The following is a 16,272-nucleotide window of genomic DNA, read 5'->3' as shown; positions in this document are numbered from 1 at the left end:
GTCCGTGGACTGGTTCATCGCCGTGCCCATGGAGCCGAGCATCTGGCCGAACTGATTGAGGATCGCGCCGAGATCCCCGCCGAATCCACCGGGCGACTGCTGTCCTCCGGCGCCGCCGCCGGAACCGCCGGGCCCGCCGGCGCCGGGGAATCCGAAGCCGAAGCCGAAACCGCCGGGCTGCTGGCCGCCGTTGCCGCTATCGCCGCTGCCGCCGTTGCCGTTGTTCTTGTCGTTGCCCTTTCCAGACGAGTCCTCACCGTCGTCGCCTGAAGAAGCTGAAAATCCGAAGGGCTGGTTCATGCCACCACGCTACCGAACTACGGGGTGCGAAAGCACCGCCCCAGGGGGTCTGTTCGCGCTGGGCGTAACTGGGAATACCTGATGAATCGGCGAGAAAATCCGGCGGCAAAGCGCGGGATTGTCCGGACGGGTCGATAGGCTGGTCCGCGTGAGCCGCAGAATCAGCACCCTCCTGGTCGTTTTGGTGACCCTGGCCCTCGCTGTCGTGGCCTCGTTCACCGTTCGCGTTCCCCTCGTCGCGATGGGGCCCGGCCCGGTATTCGACACGCTCGGGTCCGTCGAGGTGCCCGAAGGCTCGGTCGACGACCCGATGGGAGGCGCCGGGGGTACGGCGCCGGGCAGCGAGGAAGGCGATGAGGACACCGTTGCGAGGCCCATCGTCGAGATCACAGGCGCGGAGCCGGATTCGACCGAGGGCGTACTCGATATGACCACCGTCGCCGTGCACCAGAATCTGCGCTTCGCCGATGCTCTCACGCTGTGGCTCGACCCGAAGCAGACGGTCGTCCCGCGCGATCAGGTGTTCCCGCCCGACCGCACTCAGGAGCAAGTCGACAAGCAAAACGCGCAGCTCATGGTCGGCTCGGAGAACTCCGCAGCCGCAGCGGCGTTCCGCCACCTGGATCTGCCGATGGTGCCAACAGTGCGCGGCATAGTTGAAGGCGGCGCGGCCGACGGGCTCCTCGAAGAAGGCGACCGCATTCTCACGATCGACGGCAAAAAGATCGCCGATTCGAACGCGCTGGTCGAGTACGTCTCGGCGAAGCGGCCCGGAGACGAGCTCGACGTGGAATTCGAGCGCCCTACGCCGTCATCCAGTGGTGGTGGCGCGCAGCCGGGTTCCGGTGATGCCAAGCGGATGGAAGAAACGGTGAAGCTCACCCCGGGCGACCCCGAGGAGGGCACGGAACCGGATCAGGGCTACCTGGGCGTTATGGTCGGGGACCTGCCAGCGAACGGGACGAACGTGAAGATCAACCTCGACGATTCGGTCGGCGGTCCCAGCGCAGGGCTGATGTTCGCGCTCGCGATCGTCGACAAGCTCAGCCCTGGGGAGCTCACCGGCGGCAAGCACATCGCCGGGACCGGCGAGATCGACGGCGACGGTGAGGTCGGGCCCATCGGCGGGATCCGTCACAAGATCGTAGCCGCGCATGAAGACGGAGCGACAGCGTTCCTCGTGCCGGCCAAAAACTGCGCCGAGGCATTGACGGATCCGCCGGAGGGGATCGACCTGGTGAAGGTCGGCACGCTCGACGACGCGGTAGACGCGCTGGACGCACTCAACTCCGGCCGCGAGCCGCAGGCCTGTACGACGGGGTAGTGCCGCCTGGGTCGGGGGCGCTTGCTTAATGCACACGGCGCGGAGATCGGTTCGCTGCGTAAAGTGAATCTCACGTTGTACCTTCGGGCCTGGGCGCTGCCGCGTACCCGGGGCCCGGCTTGCTCTTGAGAAGGGATCGCCCTTGCGATTCGGTAATACTGACCAGCCACGCGGACCCGTCGGCCCCCGCCAGGGTGCTCCGCTCACCGGACGGTCCAAGACGATTCTCGGCGTTGTCGTCGCGCTCCTGGTGCTCATTCAGGTTGTGCCCCGCCTGAACAACACCTACACAGAATTTCTGTGGTTCGGTTCGCTTGACGCGACCCAGGTGTTCCGAACGGAGATCCTTACGCGGATCGCGCTGTTCTTCGTCGTCGCGATCCTCGTCGCCGCGGCGATGATCGGTTCGGCGACGATCGCCTACCGGAAGCGGCCGGTGCTCGTGCGCGGACCAGGGCAGGAGGCGCTGGCGCGTTACCAGAACGCCGTCGAGTCGGGAAGTAAGTGGATGCTCGCCGTGCCGCCGGTGCTGATCGGGCTGCTTGCGGGACTGTTCGCCCAGTCCGAGTGGCAGACGGTGATCGCGTTCTTCAATTCGACGCCGTTCGGCGTGACCGACCCGCAGTTCGGAATGGACATCTCCTTCTACGCCTTCCAGCTGGGGTTCTGGCGGTTCGTGCTCACGTGGGTGATGGTGCTTATCGTGCTCGCCCTGCTCACGGGCGCGCTCACTCATTACGTCTTCGGCGGAATCCGAATCGGAGCGAAGGACGGGGTGTTCTCCAAGGCCGCGCGAATCCAGCTCGCGATTCTCGCGGGGATGTTCGTGCTCGCCAAGGCCGTCGCGTACTGGTTCGACCGATACGAGCTGATGTACTCGGAGGGGCAGACCTTCACGGGTGCTGGATACACCGACGTCAACGCGGTAATGCCCGCGAAGATCTTCCTGTTCGCCGTGTCGATCCTGTGCGCCATCGCCTTCTTCGCGGTCGTCGTGTTCAAGGATCTGCGCATCCCGGCGATCGCGACGGTCCTGCTCATCTTCTCCGCCGGCGTCGTCGGCTCGGCCTACCCGCTGCTCGTCGAGCAATTCTCGGTCAACCCGAACCGCGCCGAGAAGGAACGTGAGTACATCGAACGCAATATCGCGGCCACGCGCGATGCCTTCGGGGTCGGGCCGGACAAGGTCAATTACGAGTACGACTGGGGCCAACCGGCAGCCGATCCGAAGGAAGCGTCGAAGACCAACGCCACGCTGGAGAACATTCGCGTGCTTGACCCGACGGTTCTGAGCCCCACGTTCACGCAGCAACAGCAGCTTCGAAATTTCTTCGGCTTCCCGGAAGAGCTGTCCATCGATCGCTATAACGTCGACGGCGAAATGCAGGACTACGTCGTCGGCGCGCGCGAGATCAACCCGAATACGTTGCGCGAGAACCAGCAGGACTGGATCAACCGTCGCACCGTCTACACGCATGGAACCGGCCTCGTGATGGCCCCCGCCGACCGCGTCAACGAGCTCGCCGATGACGCCGGCTCCGACTCCGGCGGTTTCCCCAGCTACACGAGCCTCGACGTCACCGGCCGCGAGGGCGCCAGTGCGCCCGCGGAGGTCGAGCAGCCGCGTATCTACTACGGGCCTCTCGTCGGCTCGGTCGACGACGACTACGCGATCGTCAACGCCTCCGGCGACCCGCGCGAGTACGACACCGATACCGAGCGCTACACCTACTCGGGTGACGGCGGGGTGCAGATCGGCGGGCTGCTCAACCGGCTCGCATTCTCGCTGCGCTTCACCGAACGCAACATCCTGTTCTCCGACCTCATCGACGGCGACTCGAAGGTCGTCTTCGATCGAGATCCGATGGAACGCGTGGAGAAGGTCGCGCCGTGGCTGACGACAGACGAGAAGACGTACCCGACGATCGTCGACGGCCGGGTCAAGTGGATCGTCGACGGATACACGACGCTCGATTCCTATCCGTACGGTCAGCGCGTCGCTCTCGGCGAGCCCGACCGAGACCCGAACACCGGGGCCGTCCTCGGCACGAACGAGGTTTCTTACGCGAGGAACTCGGTCAAGGCCGTCGTCGATGCCTACGACGGCTCGGTCGACCTCTACGAGATGGACGAGAACGACCCCGTTCTCAAGACGTGGTCGAAGGCCTTCCCCGGTCTGGTCAAGCCGCATTCGGAGATGAGCGAAGAACTGCTCGACCACGTCCGTTACCCGGAGGACCTTTTCAACACGCAGCGCCAGCTCATCGCCAAGTACCACGTGTCGGACCCGAGCCAGTTCTTCACCAACGACGCGTTCTGGTCGATCCCGGCGGACCTGTCCTCGCGCGGTGACCAGCGGGCTCAGCAGAACGCGACCGCGCCGCAGAACCCGGCGTCCGCGACGAACACCAACGGGCCGACCGGCGGCATCGAGGCGACTGACGACTTCGTGCCTCAGCCCTCGAGCTACGTGGTGGCCGCAGACCCGAAGACGGGGAAGCCGTCGTTCCAGCTGCAGTCGGTATTCCGCGGCTTCCAGCGCGAGATTTTCGCCGCGCACATGACGGCCAGCTCGGACCCGAGCAACTACGGCGAACTCACCGTCCGCGCTCAGGGCCCATCACCCGAACCGCGCGTCGGTCCGACGCAGGCGCAGAACTCGATGCTCAGTGCGCCGCGTGTGGCCGAGGATCGTCGACTCTGGACGCAGACCGCGCGTATCACCGAGGGCAACATGCTTTCCCTCGCGCTCGATGACGGCTCGGTGATGTACGTCGTGCCGATCTATGCCCAGCGAAATACCGGCGACGGGGAGGAGACCAGCTTCCCGCGCCTGCTGCGCGTGATGATGTTCTACGACGATCAGGTCGGCTACGGGCGCTCGGTCTACGAGGCCCTGCAGCAGGTGAACATCGACTCCTCGCCGCGCGAAACGGGCACGGCGGCCGATGGTGAGATGCCGACGGACACCGAAACGCGTCCGGCCGACGAGAGCTCGGGCGACGCGGGCACGAGCGAGGGCTCGGCGCCGACGACACCGTCGCCGAGCGCTGGCCAGGCAGGCGCGGTGAGCCAGCTTGAAGATGCGCTGAAGCAAGTCGAGGACGCGCAATCCGGAGGTGACCTCGGCGACCTTGGAAAGGCGCTCGACGCGCTCCAGCAGGCCGTCGACGCCTACAATGCAGCCGGAGGGAATTAAAGGAAACCGCTGGTCACGCCCCGATTTGCTTTTCGGATTCACCTCCGCGTAACGTAGGTGAAGCCGACGCGGGGTGGAGCAGCTCGGTAGCTCGCTGGGCTCATAACCCAGAGGTCGCAGGTTCGAATCCTGTCCCCGCTACTAATAGAAGTCCCGGTCTTCGAGAAATCGAAGACCGGGACTTTTGCGTTGCGCCCGGATGCCCTGGGGCACGGGGAATCAGGAGCCCGGGTTTGTGGCGGAGACGATCCATACTGTGTCGGTAAAGCGGACGCCGCCATCGCAAATACTTTCGGCGATCTCCGCTCGGATCGTCTCAAGTGCCTCGCCCCAGCCGTCCTCGCCGCGCTCGGCGACAACAGCTTCGCGAATGGCGCTCCCGGTGTTGCCGGCGAGCACGATCTGCAGACGCTCGTCGACCCCGTTTGATTCGGCGGTCCCGTAATTGATGTCGACCCTCACGGGCGTGGCCTTGATGTTGGTCCAGCCGCCCGGCGTCATACTCGTCCCGATCTTGGCTGCCGTGGCGAGCCCGAGCGGCCCGGGGGAGTCGACGCCCGGCGCCGGCGGAAGCGTGCCCTCCGGGAGCGAGGCGGCGACACGGCGCAGCCCGTGCCGAAAGGTGTTCTCCGCCGAGTGATGCCATGAGGCGAAGGCGATGCGGGCCCCCGGGGCAGAGGCGCGGCGAAGGTTCGCGAAGGCCTCGGCCGGATCGGAGAAGAACATGACGCCGAACCGGGAGACGATGCGGTCGAACGGAGGTGAATCGGTCGCGGCGAGGAGATCGGCGTCCTGCGCGTCGGCATTCACGACGGTGGCAGCGGGCACGCGGTCACCGGCCGCGGCGACCATGGACTCCGAGATGTCGACGCCGTAGGGGAGCGCACCTGTGTCGTGGGCGCGCGCAAGGAGAGTCCCAGCTCCGCTGCCGACATCGAGGACGCGTTGACCGGTTCGAATGTCCGCCCGCTCGAGCACGGCGTCGGTGACGGCAGCGAACGCACGGTCAAAGATTGCGTGATGGCGCGCCCAGTCGGCGGCCTTGGATTCCCACTCGTAGGCGGCGGATTCGTTGCTCATGGTTAACGACAATACGCGCGGTGGGGCGAGGAAATATCGGGCAGAATCCAAGCCGCTCGCCTGCGAAGATTTTAATTGGGCAAACAGAGGCTTAATATTTCGCGCATGTCTAATGCAACGTCCCTTCCCGGCGATTCAGCGCCGGCCGAGGAGGAGAAGCCGGCGCTTGCCGATTCGGAGCGCGGCTTTTTCGGCCACCCCTGGGGGCTGGCCAATCTTTCCGGAATCGAAATGTGGGAGCGCTTCAGCTTCTACGGCATGCAGGCGCTCGTCGCCTACTACATCTACTATTCGGTCGCCGATGGCGGGCTCGGGTACAGCGAGGCGGTCGGCACGTCGATCGTCGGCGCATACGGCGGGCTCGTCTACCTGTCCGCCATCTTCGGCGGCTGGGTCTCCGACCGCCTTTTCGGTGCCGAACGGACGCTCACCGGAGCGGCCGTGCTCATCATGGCCGGCCACATCGCACTGTCGTTGATCCCCGGGATGGTCGGCGTCGGCATCGGCCTCGTCTGCGTCGCGATCGGCTCGGGCACGCTCAAGGCCACGACCTCGGTGGTCGTCGGAGCGATGTATCGACGCTCGGACATGCGCCGCGATGCGGCGTTCTCCATCTACTACATGGGCGTCAATATCGGCGGCCTGCTCGGACCTCTGCTCACCAACGCCCTGTGGGAGGCGACGAACTTCCACTGGGGCTTCGCGCTCGCCGCGATTGGCATGGGCGCCGGCCTGATCCAGTACGTCGCCATGCGCGGCCGGACGCTCAGCTCGATCCCGAAGGGCGCACCGAACCCGGCAACGACGTTCGAGATCCTCCGCGTCGCCAGTGCGGCAGTCGTCGTCATCGCCGCGATCCTCATCGCGGCGCTCACAGGCCTGCTCACGTTCGACAATCTCGCCAGCACCGTCACGGTCGTCACGCTGATCGCCGCGGTCGTCCTGTTCGGAATGATCCTGTCGTCGAAGGAGATCGACGCCGTCGAGCGTTCGCGGGTGATCGCCTTCATCCCGATGTTCCTCGCCTCATGCGGTTTCTGGGCGCTGTTCCAGCAGCAGTTCACCTCGATCGCGGTCCTCGCCGATCAGGCCCTCGACCGCAACATCCTCGGCTGGGAGTTCCCGCCCGGCTGGGTGCAGTCGATCAACCCGCTGTTCATCATCATCTTCGCCGGCGTGTTCTCGGCGATGTGGCTGAAGCTCGGCGACCGGCAGGTCTCCACGCCGTATAAATTCGCGCTGGCGAACGTGATCATGGGCATCGCGTTCCTCGTGTTCATCCCCTTCACCGAGGGGCTGATCCCCATGTACGTCATGGTCGGCGTGCTCTTCCTGTTCACCATGGCCGAGCTGCTGCTGTCCCCGCTGGGGCAGTCGCTGGCGACCAAGCTCGCCCCGACAGCGTTCAATTCGCAGATGGTCGCGTTGTTCTTCCTGTCCGTCGCGATCGGCTCGTCTGCGTCGGGCTGGCTCGCCGGCTTCTACAATCCGGACGACTCCGCGGCGACGAACCAGTACTTCATGTGGATCGGTATCGCCTCGATTGTCCTGGGAATTGTCATGGCGCTCATCGCGAAGCCCATCGTCAAGCTCATGCGCGGCGTGCGTTAGCCAGAGCTCCCGCGTTCTCCCGTTTCCCGGCGGGAATGGCAATGGCGGAGGGTCGAGTTTTCCTCGACCCTCCGCCATTGTTCTGCGTCGAGCGGTTACGCCCGGTGGGACAGGACGTTGACGACCTGGCCGTCGCGGGCGCGGTAGAAGAAGCGCCGCACGCCCCATTCCTCGTCGCACAGCGGGTGCACGATCTCGGCGCCGGCCGCTCTCGCCTGCTCGTGCGCCGCGTCCACGTCGGCCACCTCGAGCGAAAGATCCGGGTTCACCCGTGCGGTGGCGTCGCGCGAGATCACGCTGAATTGGGCCGCGGCGCCGCCGGCCGGTCCAGGCGCTGTGCCAAGGGTCGCGATCCAACCGAGGTCCATGAGCACCTCGAGCCCCAGCACCTGCTGGTATTCGGCGACGGCGGCCGCCACATCGGCGACCGTGAGGATAGGAACTGCGCGGCGAAGGTCCATGTGCCCAGTGTGGCACCCCTCGCGCCGAATTCTCCGTGGGCGCCGCAGCAGTAGGAAACCCCAGGATGACGTCGGAGTGAGCATCATCACAATCCGCGCCGCTCCCGGCGTCGCGTGGGCGTGGCCCGCCCGGCACTCCGAACGGGATCGCGGCTCTTGGAATGCGGAGAAGCCGCAACGCTGAAATTGCCGTATGCCAGGAATTTCACGGATGTAGCCCGAGCATGCGGACGCCGGGATAGCTCGACGCGTCCGACGTCATCCAGCGGGGTTTGTTGTGCGATACGGCGGAGTCCACATGGCGAGAATTGGAGCCGAATCGGGTGAAATGGTTTGCATGCGATTCGACGTCCTGAGTAGCGTCGCGGCAGTCCGAAAAAGATCACGGATTGGTCACTAAGCCATTACGGCCGAGTGATCGAAACGAGATTGAAGGAAAACATCTTCCTGACCGACCCCAAGGAGGTCCGAACAGATGCGTAACCGTTTCGCACGACTCACTGCAGGTGCACTCTTCGCCGGCGCTATCGCCAGCGGCGGTGCACTCCTCTCCGGCCCGGCTGCCAACGCCGCATCCCCGGAGGCGTGGGACCAGGTCGCAGCCTGCGAGTCCGGCGGTGACTGGCAGATCAACACGGGTAACGGTTTCCAGGGTGGCCTCCAGTTCACGCCTGAGACCTGGGCCGCCAACGGTGGCACCGAGTTCGCTCCGACCGCCGACCAGGCGACCCGCGAGCAGCAGATCCAGGTTGCCGAGAGCGTCCTCGCGACGCAGGGCGCCGGCGCATGGCCGAACTGCGGCGGCCCGGTCGCTTAATACGCGCACTGCCGCACGTGCCTGCGCTACGGCGCAGGGTGTAGCTTCTATGGCCCCGACTTCCTATCGATGGAAGTCGGGGCCATCTGTATTTCATAACCGGCCCTTTCGGGGGCGCAATCCGTCGCCCGGCGCGTGCCGATCGACCGCTCGGTAATCTGGAAAACACAGGGCTGTGATGTGGAACACAGTCCACGTCGTGGGCGCGCACTCAGGTCCCTGTCGAAGCAGGAGAGCGGGTGCCATCATGGCCGGAAAGCTGGACAACAAGGTTGCATTCATTACGGGAGCGGCGCGCGGGCAGGGCAGGAGCCACGCAGTGCGCCTCGCTCAGGACGGCGCGGACATCATCGCCGTGGACATCACGAAGCCCGTGGAGTCTCTGGAGGGCTTCTACGATATTGCCGAGCCGGGTGACATGGACGAAACGGTCCGACAGGTCGAGGCGCTGGGACGGAGGATCGTGGCGCGCGAGGCTGACGTCCGGGATCTTGAGGCGCTCAGGCTCGCGGTAAACGAGGGGGTGGCCGAACTCGGCTCACTCGACATCGTCGTCGCCAATGCCGGCATATTCACCTTCGGCCAGGACACCCACCTGATTCCCGAGCGGTCGTGGAACGATATCCAGGACATCAACCTGACAGGGGTGTGGCACACCTACGCCGCGGCCGCAGAGCATCTCATCGCCGCTGGGGCGGGCGGATCGGTCATTATTATCTCCTCGCTCGCCGGATTCAAGGGATTGGCTAACGTCGCGGCCTACACGACGGCCAAGCATGGGATCGTCGGGCTGATGAAGGTGCTCGCCAACGAACTCGGCCCACACGGGATCCGGGTCAACACGATCCACCCGAACTCCATAGACACCCCGATGGTGAAGAACGCAAAGACCTACGGACTCTTCCGGCCCGATCTTGACTCTCCGCAGGCGGAAGACGCCGAGGCGGCGTTCGCCGGGCTAAATCCGTTCGGCAAGGCGTGGATCGAGCCGATTCACGTGTCCAACGCTGTTGCGTGGCTCGCGTCCGATCAGTCCTATTACGTCTCCGGAGGCGAGATTCCCGTCGACGGCGGTGCCTCGGTTCACTAGGAACCGGCCGAGCACTGCGCAAAAGTGCACCCGAATTCGGCGGATATCGACCCGTTAAGGTTGATAGCCGTTCTGCCACATAGAAAGTGAATAATTCTTGACTCTCGGTAGTGGGGCGAATCGTTCCTGGTAAGTCGAGATTTTAGGTGGATAGAAACGTTCGTCTGGGGTGTAGGAGCGTAAGGGGAGGCTGAGAGTCGGCGCACGAAAGACGGCATTTGTCGGTGAATGCTTTAAACTTAGCGGGTAGTTGTGCTCTTCCCGCCGACTGGGCGGGAGCCGAAAGGAGACCGTATGCGGGTCACGTTCCTGCGCCTCATCCCCAGCTCCGCTCGCGCGCTGTGGGCCATCCTTTTCGCAGTTGCCCTGGTCGGCTCGTTGCTAACGTCAGCCGCCGCGTTCGCCCCGAGCGCGCAGGCGCAGGAGGCTCCTCCGGTGGTCGGCGGTGGCACGCCGCTGCTATTCGCTGGCGGCCATGCATTGTGCACGGCCACCGCATCCGGATGGGACAACGCGAACCGCGCAGTCGTGTTCACCGCGGGCCACTGCAGCTCCGACATCGGCGAGGCCGTGGAGGTGCCGGGCGCGGGTGCCGTCGGCCACGTCGTCGCCCGTAACGAGGTCCTTGACTATTCGGTCGTCGAGGTTGACACGAACAAGGTCACCCCCGTCCGTCAGGCAGGCGTTGCCGACCGCGGCGCGCCGCCGAATCAGGGCGACAACATTTGTAAGCTCGGCGCTTCGACGGGCCTCACGTGCGGCCCAACCTGGCAGGTCGACGACAATACGATTTACTCGCAGGTGTGCGCCGGCCGCGGAGATTCCGGCGGACCGGTCATGAACGGCGACCGCCTTGTCGGCATGCTCAACGGAGGCACCATGCCGCCGATGGCCCGCGATGTCGGCGTCGGATCGGTCGGCAATGTGCTGCCCGAGTGCTTCGTCTCCTGGCAGCACCCGTTCTTCCTGCCCGCCTACGGCACGACGTTCGACGCGATCGTCGGAGATGCCACGGCGCGTAATTGGCCGGGCGCAGGATTCCGGATGGCCTAGCCCGGCTCACGAATACAAACGAAGGCGCCGCCCCAAATTATTGGGGCGGCGCCTTCGATTTGTTCGCCAGTTGCCTGCCTGCGCTACCTCCAGGGCCCCGCCCGCAGCGCGTTGTCGGAATGCTCGACGCGGCCATCGGAGTGGAATGTAGCCCGCGCGGTCCCGCCTCCGGGCGGATGAGCGGCGACGATCTTCGACCATTTCGTGGTCAAAGGACCGGCTGCCGGCAGGCTCGCTAGGCTTTTCCCATCCGCAGCGGGGGCGGTGTAGATGGTGCACAAATACAACTACTCCCCGGGTGGACCTGGAGTCTCAGGCCCTACCCCGGGGAGTAGTGACGGCGGAGGTGCCGCGCTTCCTCGGTGAGTCTCTTACTTGAGCTCGGAGGACGAGAGGTTGAGCACGCGGCGGGCGATGACCAGCTGCTGGATCTGCTGGGTGCCCTCGAAGATGTCGAGGATCTTCGAGTCGCGCGACCACTTCTCGAGGAGCGAACGCTCCGAGTAGCCGTAGGTGCCGGCAAGCTCGACGGCGCCGAGGGTCACCGAGGAACCGGTGCGGCCGGCCTTGGCCTTACACATCGAGGCTTCCTTGGTGTTCGGGAGCTTGTTGTCGGCCATCCATGCCGCACGCAGGGTGAGCAGGTAGGCGGACTCCCAGTCGGACTCCATCTCGAGGTACTTGGCGACCACGGCGGGCTGCTGGTTCGACGGCACGTCGTAGTCGATCTCGTAACCGGCATCTTCGATGAGACCGCGGATCTCCTCGAGTGCGGCACGGGCGCAGCCGACGGCCATGCCCGCGACCAGCGGACGGGTGTTGTCGAAGGTCTGCATCGCGCCGGCGAAGCCCTTGTCGGTGCGCACCTCCGGATCACCCATGAGGTTTTCCTTCGGGATACGGCAGTTATCGAAGGTGATCTGCGCCGTATCGGAGGCCTTGATGCCGAGCTTGTGCTCGAGACGGTCGAGGTTGACGCCCGGGTGATCGAGCGGAACGACGAACGACTTGATCGCTGCACGTCCGGCGGACTTGTCGACCGTCGCCCACACGACGATGTGGTCGGCACGCGAGCCGGAGGTGATGAAGATCTTCGTGCCGTTGATGACGTACTCGTCGCCATCGAGCTTCGCGGTCGTGGACACGGCAGCCGAGTCCGAACCGAAGGACGGCTCGGTGATCGCCATGGAGGCCCACACGTTGCCGAAACGCTCGAGCTGCTCGTCATCGGCCACAGCGGCGATGGCGGAGTTGCCGAGGCCCTGGTAGGGGACCGACAGGGTGAGGCCGACGTCGCCGAAGCAGGTCTCCATGACGTTGAGCAGCGACATCATATTGCCGCCGTTCTGGTTGCCCTTGGCCTCCTTGTTGCCGCGGCCGCCCTTCGCACCCGCGGCCGCCTCGCCCGCATCTTCCATCGCGGACATGAGGTTGGCGAGGGTGTCGAGCTCGACCGGGTACTCGTGCTCGGCGAGATCGTACTTGCGGGAAACCGGACGGAAGATCTGCGTAGCTACCTGGTGCGCCTGATTCTGCGCCGCCTGCAGCTTCTTAGGAAGTTCGAGATTGATCATTTTGGGAGTTCCTTCGCGCTTGGAAAGAGGCGGTGATTACAGGACGACGACACCTTCGGCGACGCCGGCGGCCCGCAGATCGCGGTACCAGCGCTCGACCGGGTGCTCCTTGGTGAAGCCGTGGCCACCAAGCAGCTGAACGCCGTCGAGGCCGATCTTCATGCCCTTGTCCGCAGCAAGCTTGCGAGCGAGCGCGGCCTCGCGGGCGAAGTCCTCGCCCTGCTCCGCGCGGGAGGCGCCACGCCAGGTGACCAGACGCATTCCGTCGAGCTCGGTCGCGATATCGGCGACCATGAACGCCACGGCCTGGCGGTGGGCGATCGGCTCACCGAACGCCTCGCGCTCCTTGACGTAGGGGATTACGTAATCGAGTACGGCCTGCGACGTGCCCACCGACAGCGAAGCCCAGCCGAGGCGGGACAGACGGATGATGTCGCGGTACGCCTTGTTGCGGTCCTCGGCCGAGGTCTCGCCACCGAGGATCGCCTCGGCGGGAACGTTGACCTCGTTGAGGTTGATGCGGCCGATTCCGGCGGCACGGAGCCCCATCGACGGGTCGGCCTCGACGACGAGGCCGTCGGTGTCCGACTCGACGATGAAGAAGGTCGGCGCGCCCTCGTACTCGGCGGCGACGATGAACAGCTCGGCGGAATCGGCGATCGGGACGAGGGACTTGACGCCGGTCAGCGAGTAGCCGCCGGAGGTCTTCTTCGCCTTCGTCGTGAGCTCGAAGGGGTTGAACATCGGGGTCGGCTCGTTGACGACCACGACGGCACCTGGAACGTTCTCGGAACCGAACGCCGGCAGGTAGGTCTTCTGCTGCGACTCGGAGCCGAACTGGCTCAGCGTCGCGGCGACGGAGCTCGGCGCGAGGATCGGAAGCGCGAGACCCATATCGCCGTAGGCGAGGGCCTCGGCGACGAGGGAGTTGGTGACGACGCCGCGCTCGGTGGCGACACCCTCGTACTCCTCGGGGACGTTGATCATCGTCACGCCGATTTCGGCGGAACGCTCGACCAGCGACTCGGGAGCCTTGGCGGCCTCGTCCGCGTCGTGCGCGGCGGGGCGCATGACGTCGGTCGCGAAGTCGCGCACCGTCTCCTGGATCATCTTCTGCTCGTCGCCGAGAGTCAGGTCGAACAGATCGTTCCGCGGGGTGTCCGGAAGCGGATTCGGCTTATTGCCGCCGGAGACCTTCTTGAACGTGCGGTTCGCCGCACCAAGGGTCTTGAAGCCGGTCTTCGTGGCCTGGTATGTGACCCGATCGACCGGCTTGCGGAGCCCGTACTTCTCGGCGAAATCGGAGCCGGCCACGGTGGACAGCACGCGCATCGCTGCGCCGATCGCGTCGACCTTGGTCGGGTTCTTGCCCGGGGTGGAATTCTTCTTGTTGCTCATCGTCACCAGCTGTTCTCGTTCGCGGGTGGAAACTGACGCTCTTACCTTACTCGCTAGTAGGGTTTTTTACACAAGCCTGTGCCGTGTCCATGAGAAACGCGGAAAAATTACCCCCCGGCGAGAAGCTCCACGGCCTGCTCGACCGCGCCGGGTCTTCCGGCGACAAACCAGTCGTATCCGGCGACCTCGACCACCGAGGTCCGCCCGCCTGCGCTTTCTACCAGCGCTTTTCCGGGGAGCCAATCCCACTCCGGGCACGAGTGTTGGCACCACACCGAGTATTTGCCCTCTGCCACCGCGGCGAGGTCGAGCGAGCCGGAGCCGAGCATGCGCATCGTCGCCGCCCCCTGGCTCACCCGGCGGAACGGCTCCGCGAGGTCCGGTTCGGACAGAAACGGGGGATGAAGATAGGTGGCCAGGCAGCCGTCTGCGAGGTTGCCGGCAGAGAGCGGACGCAGCGGTGTCGCCCCGCGCCGGGCCGAGATCTCGCTGCCGCCGACCCATGTCTCACCGGTGGCGGGGCGGTGGATCGCGCCGAGGAGGTACTCGTCCGGTCCCGAGAGCGCTACCGCCGAGCACCAATAGTCCGAGCCGGAGACGAAGTTGTAGGTCCCGTCGACAGGGTCGACGGCCCAGCGCCGCTCGTTCTGTGCCTCCACCAGCGAGCCTTCTTCGCCGAGAATGCCGTCGCCTGCGCGGTGGCGACGCAGCAGCGAAGTGATCGAATGCTCGGCGGCGCGGTCGGCCTCGGTGACCACGTCACTCACCGAGGTTTTCTGCTCCACCTCCAGCCCGCTCTCGCGTAGATACCGCGCCACGCGCCCCGCTTCCGTGACGGCCAGAGCGGCGAGCTCTGCGTCGTCATACTCGATGGAAGGGGCGTGGTGGGGGATAGGTGTGGTCGATCCAACCGTAGCCATAGACCCGACGCTACCCCCGCCCGGCAGCGGGAAGGTTGTCGCTGTATGACGTCGGAGGAAACATCGCGCAAAGCCTGCCCTGGCCTGCATGGTTCGGGGAAGCGGCGACCCGGCCGGGTAGCATTGGCGCCCATGCAGGCCGACATTTCTTCCGATATCGCGGATATGGATTCGACGCTCACCACCGTGGAGAAGGTGATGGACGTCGAGGAGCTGGCGGCGCGCGTCGACGAGCTGGAGCAGAAGGCGTCCGATCCGGAGCTGTGGAACGATCCGGACCACGCGCAACAGGTCACCAGCGAACTGTCGCATGTGCAGGCCGACCTGCGCCGCGTCCGCGGTCTCCGCCAGCGGCTCGACGAGCTGCCGCTGCTTTTCGAGCTGGCCGAGGAGGAGAGCGATGACGCTCTCTCGGAGGCCAATGCGGAGAGAGATTCGTTGCGCGCCGATATCGAGGCGATGGAAGTCAAGACGATGTTGTCGGGTGAGTACGACCAGCGCGACGCGGTGGTCAACATTCGCTCCGGCGCCGGCGGCGTCGATGCCGCCGATTTCGCAGAGATGCTCATGCGCATGTACATCCGCTGGGCGGAGAAGGCCGGGCACAAGGTCGAGGTGTACGACACCTCGTATGCCGAAGAGGCCGGGATCAAATCCGCGACGTTCGTGGTGCACGACCCGTATATGTACGGGACGCTGTCGGTGGAGCAGGGCACGCACCGTCTTGTGCGGCTGTCGCCGTTCGACAATCAGGGCCGTCGCCAGACATCCTTCGCCGAGGTCGAGGTGCTTCCCGTCGTGGAGCAGACCGACTCCATCGAGGTCGCGGAGAACGATATCCGTGTCGACGTCTACCGTTCCTCCGGCCCCGGTGGACAGAGCGTCAACACCACCGACTCGGCGGTGCGGCTCACCCACATCCCCACTGGCGTGGTCGTGACCTGTCAGAACGAGAAATCGCAGCTCCAGAACAAGGTCGCGGCGATGAAGGTTCTGCAGGCCAAACTGCTCGAGCGCAAGCGTCAGGAGGAGCGCGCGGAACTCGACGCGCTCGGCGCCGGGGGTAACGCATCGTGGGGTAATCAGATGCGTTCGTATGTGTTGCACCCGTACCAAATGGTCAAGGATCTGCGCACCGAATTCGAGGTCAACAACCCGACCTCCGTGCTCGACGGAGACATCGACGGCTTCCTCGAAGCGGGTATCAGGTGGCGCATGAGGGACGACGACTAGTAAGCACGAGAGACGGCACAGCCGCGTCGTTTGTGAAATGCGGGGTAGTAAAAACACATCATGCTGACACTTGATTCAGGCTTCGACTCGATGCTCTTCTGGCTCAGAAATCAGGGCCTGGAGATCGTCCTCATCGTCATGATCGCGATGATCGCCACGCGCATCATCAAGAAGGTCGCGAGGATGTGGACCGGCCGCATCGACAACCGGCA

12 protein-coding genes, 1 tRNA gene and 1 pseudogene are annotated in these 16,272 nt (G+C 65.1%); 8 read left to right on the top strand and 6 right to left on the bottom strand.

From position 1 onward, the window contains the following. Window positions 1-300, bottom strand: a pseudogene (locus tag K8V11_RS08605) (hydrolase); the annotation flags it as partial. Window positions 301-448: 148 nt separating this feature from the next. Here K8V11_RS08605 and K8V11_RS08600 point away from each other — a divergent pair. The 3 genes from K8V11_RS08600 (at window position 449) to K8V11_RS08590 (ending at window position 4,964) form a co-directional block, all read left to right on the top strand. After that, complete coding sequence (locus tag K8V11_RS08600; protein ID WP_303912794.1) at window positions 449-1,624, top strand: PDZ domain-containing protein; 1,176 nt, start codon at window positions 449-451, stop codon at window positions 1,622-1,624. Window positions 1,625-1,766: 142 nt separating this feature from the next. Then, window positions 1,767-4,823, top strand: coding sequence for a UPF0182 family protein (locus tag K8V11_RS08595; RefSeq protein ID WP_303912791.1), 3,057 nt, complete (start codon window positions 1,767-1,769; stop codon window positions 4,821-4,823). Window positions 4,824-4,890: 67 nt separating this feature from the next. Further along, window positions 4,891-4,964 (top strand) — tRNA-Met (locus K8V11_RS08590). A gap of 78 nt (window positions 4,965-5,042) precedes the next feature. Here K8V11_RS08590 and K8V11_RS08585 read toward each other — a convergent pair. Beyond that, a complete protein-coding gene (locus K8V11_RS08585; RefSeq protein ID WP_303912788.1) occupies window positions 5,043-5,903 on the bottom strand; it encodes a class I SAM-dependent methyltransferase in 861 nt (286 codons plus the stop codon). 105 nt (window positions 5,904-6,008) lie between these two features. Here K8V11_RS08585 and K8V11_RS08580 point away from each other — a divergent pair, with 105 nt between their 5' ends. After that, window positions 6,009-7,514 carry a peptide MFS transporter gene (locus tag K8V11_RS08580; protein ID WP_303912785.1) on the top strand — a complete coding sequence of 502 codons (1,506 nt, stop codon included), beginning with the start codon at window positions 6,009-6,011 and terminating at the stop codon, window positions 7,512-7,514. A gap of 95 nt (window positions 7,515-7,609) precedes the next feature. On the opposite strand, the gene K8V11_RS08575 is transcribed toward K8V11_RS08580, so the two are convergent. After that, on the bottom strand, window positions 7,610-7,975 hold the full coding sequence (locus tag K8V11_RS08575; RefSeq protein ID WP_303912782.1) for a VOC family protein: 366 nt from the start codon (window positions 7,973-7,975) through the stop codon (window positions 7,610-7,612). Between the two features lie 475 nt (window positions 7,976-8,450). On the opposite strand from K8V11_RS08575, the gene K8V11_RS08570 reads away from it, so the two are divergent. The 3 genes from K8V11_RS08570 (at window position 8,451) to K8V11_RS08560 (ending at window position 10,935) form a co-directional block, all read left to right on the top strand. Further along, window positions 8,451-8,792: a transglycosylase family protein gene (locus K8V11_RS08570; protein ID WP_303912779.1), complete on the top strand. Its 342-nt coding sequence runs from the start codon at window positions 8,451-8,453 to the stop codon at window positions 8,790-8,792. A gap of 247 nt (window positions 8,793-9,039) precedes the next feature. After that, on the top strand, window positions 9,040-9,882 hold the full coding sequence (locus K8V11_RS08565; protein WP_303912776.1) for a mycofactocin-coupled SDR family oxidoreductase: 843 nt from the start codon (window positions 9,040-9,042) through the stop codon (window positions 9,880-9,882). 294 nt (window positions 9,883-10,176) lie between these two features. Next, window positions 10,177-10,935 carry a S1 family peptidase gene (locus K8V11_RS08560; protein WP_303912774.1) on the top strand — a complete coding sequence of 253 codons (759 nt, stop codon included), beginning with the start codon at window positions 10,177-10,179 and terminating at the stop codon, window positions 10,933-10,935. A 371-nt stretch (window positions 10,936-11,306) separates the two neighbouring features. Here the strand turns inward: K8V11_RS08560 and K8V11_RS08555 are convergent, their stop codons facing one another. From K8V11_RS08555 to K8V11_RS08545, 3 genes are all read right to left on the bottom strand, one after another. Next, window positions 11,307-12,509 carry an acyl-CoA dehydrogenase family protein gene (locus tag K8V11_RS08555; protein WP_303912772.1) on the bottom strand — a complete coding sequence of 401 codons (1,203 nt, stop codon included), beginning with the start codon at window positions 12,507-12,509 and terminating at the stop codon, window positions 11,307-11,309. A 36-nt stretch (window positions 12,510-12,545) separates the two neighbouring features. Next, window positions 12,546-13,907, bottom strand: a complete 1,362-nt coding sequence (locus tag K8V11_RS08550) for an acyl-CoA dehydrogenase family protein (protein ID WP_303912769.1) — start codon at window positions 13,905-13,907, stop codon at window positions 12,546-12,548. Between the two features lie 107 nt (window positions 13,908-14,014). After that, window positions 14,015-14,827: an inositol monophosphatase gene (locus K8V11_RS08545; protein ID WP_303912766.1), complete on the bottom strand. Its 813-nt coding sequence runs from the start codon at window positions 14,825-14,827 to the stop codon at window positions 14,015-14,017. A 132-nt stretch (window positions 14,828-14,959) separates the two neighbouring features. On the opposite strand from K8V11_RS08545, the gene prfB reads away from it, so the two are divergent. Further along, window positions 14,960-16,060, top strand: a complete 1,101-nt coding sequence (prfB, locus tag K8V11_RS08540) for a peptide chain release factor 2 (RefSeq protein WP_303912764.1) — start codon at window positions 14,960-14,962, stop codon at window positions 16,058-16,060. Window positions 16,061-16,272: the final 212 nt, after the last annotated feature.

This window comes from Dietzia timorensis (assembly GCF_020742175.1).
GTDB classification, from domain to species: Bacteria; Actinomycetota; Actinomycetes; order Mycobacteriales; family Mycobacteriaceae; genus Dietzia; species Dietzia timorensis_A.
Note: the sequence above shows the minus strand (reverse complement) of the source record. Positions and strands in the feature narration are given on the sequence as shown.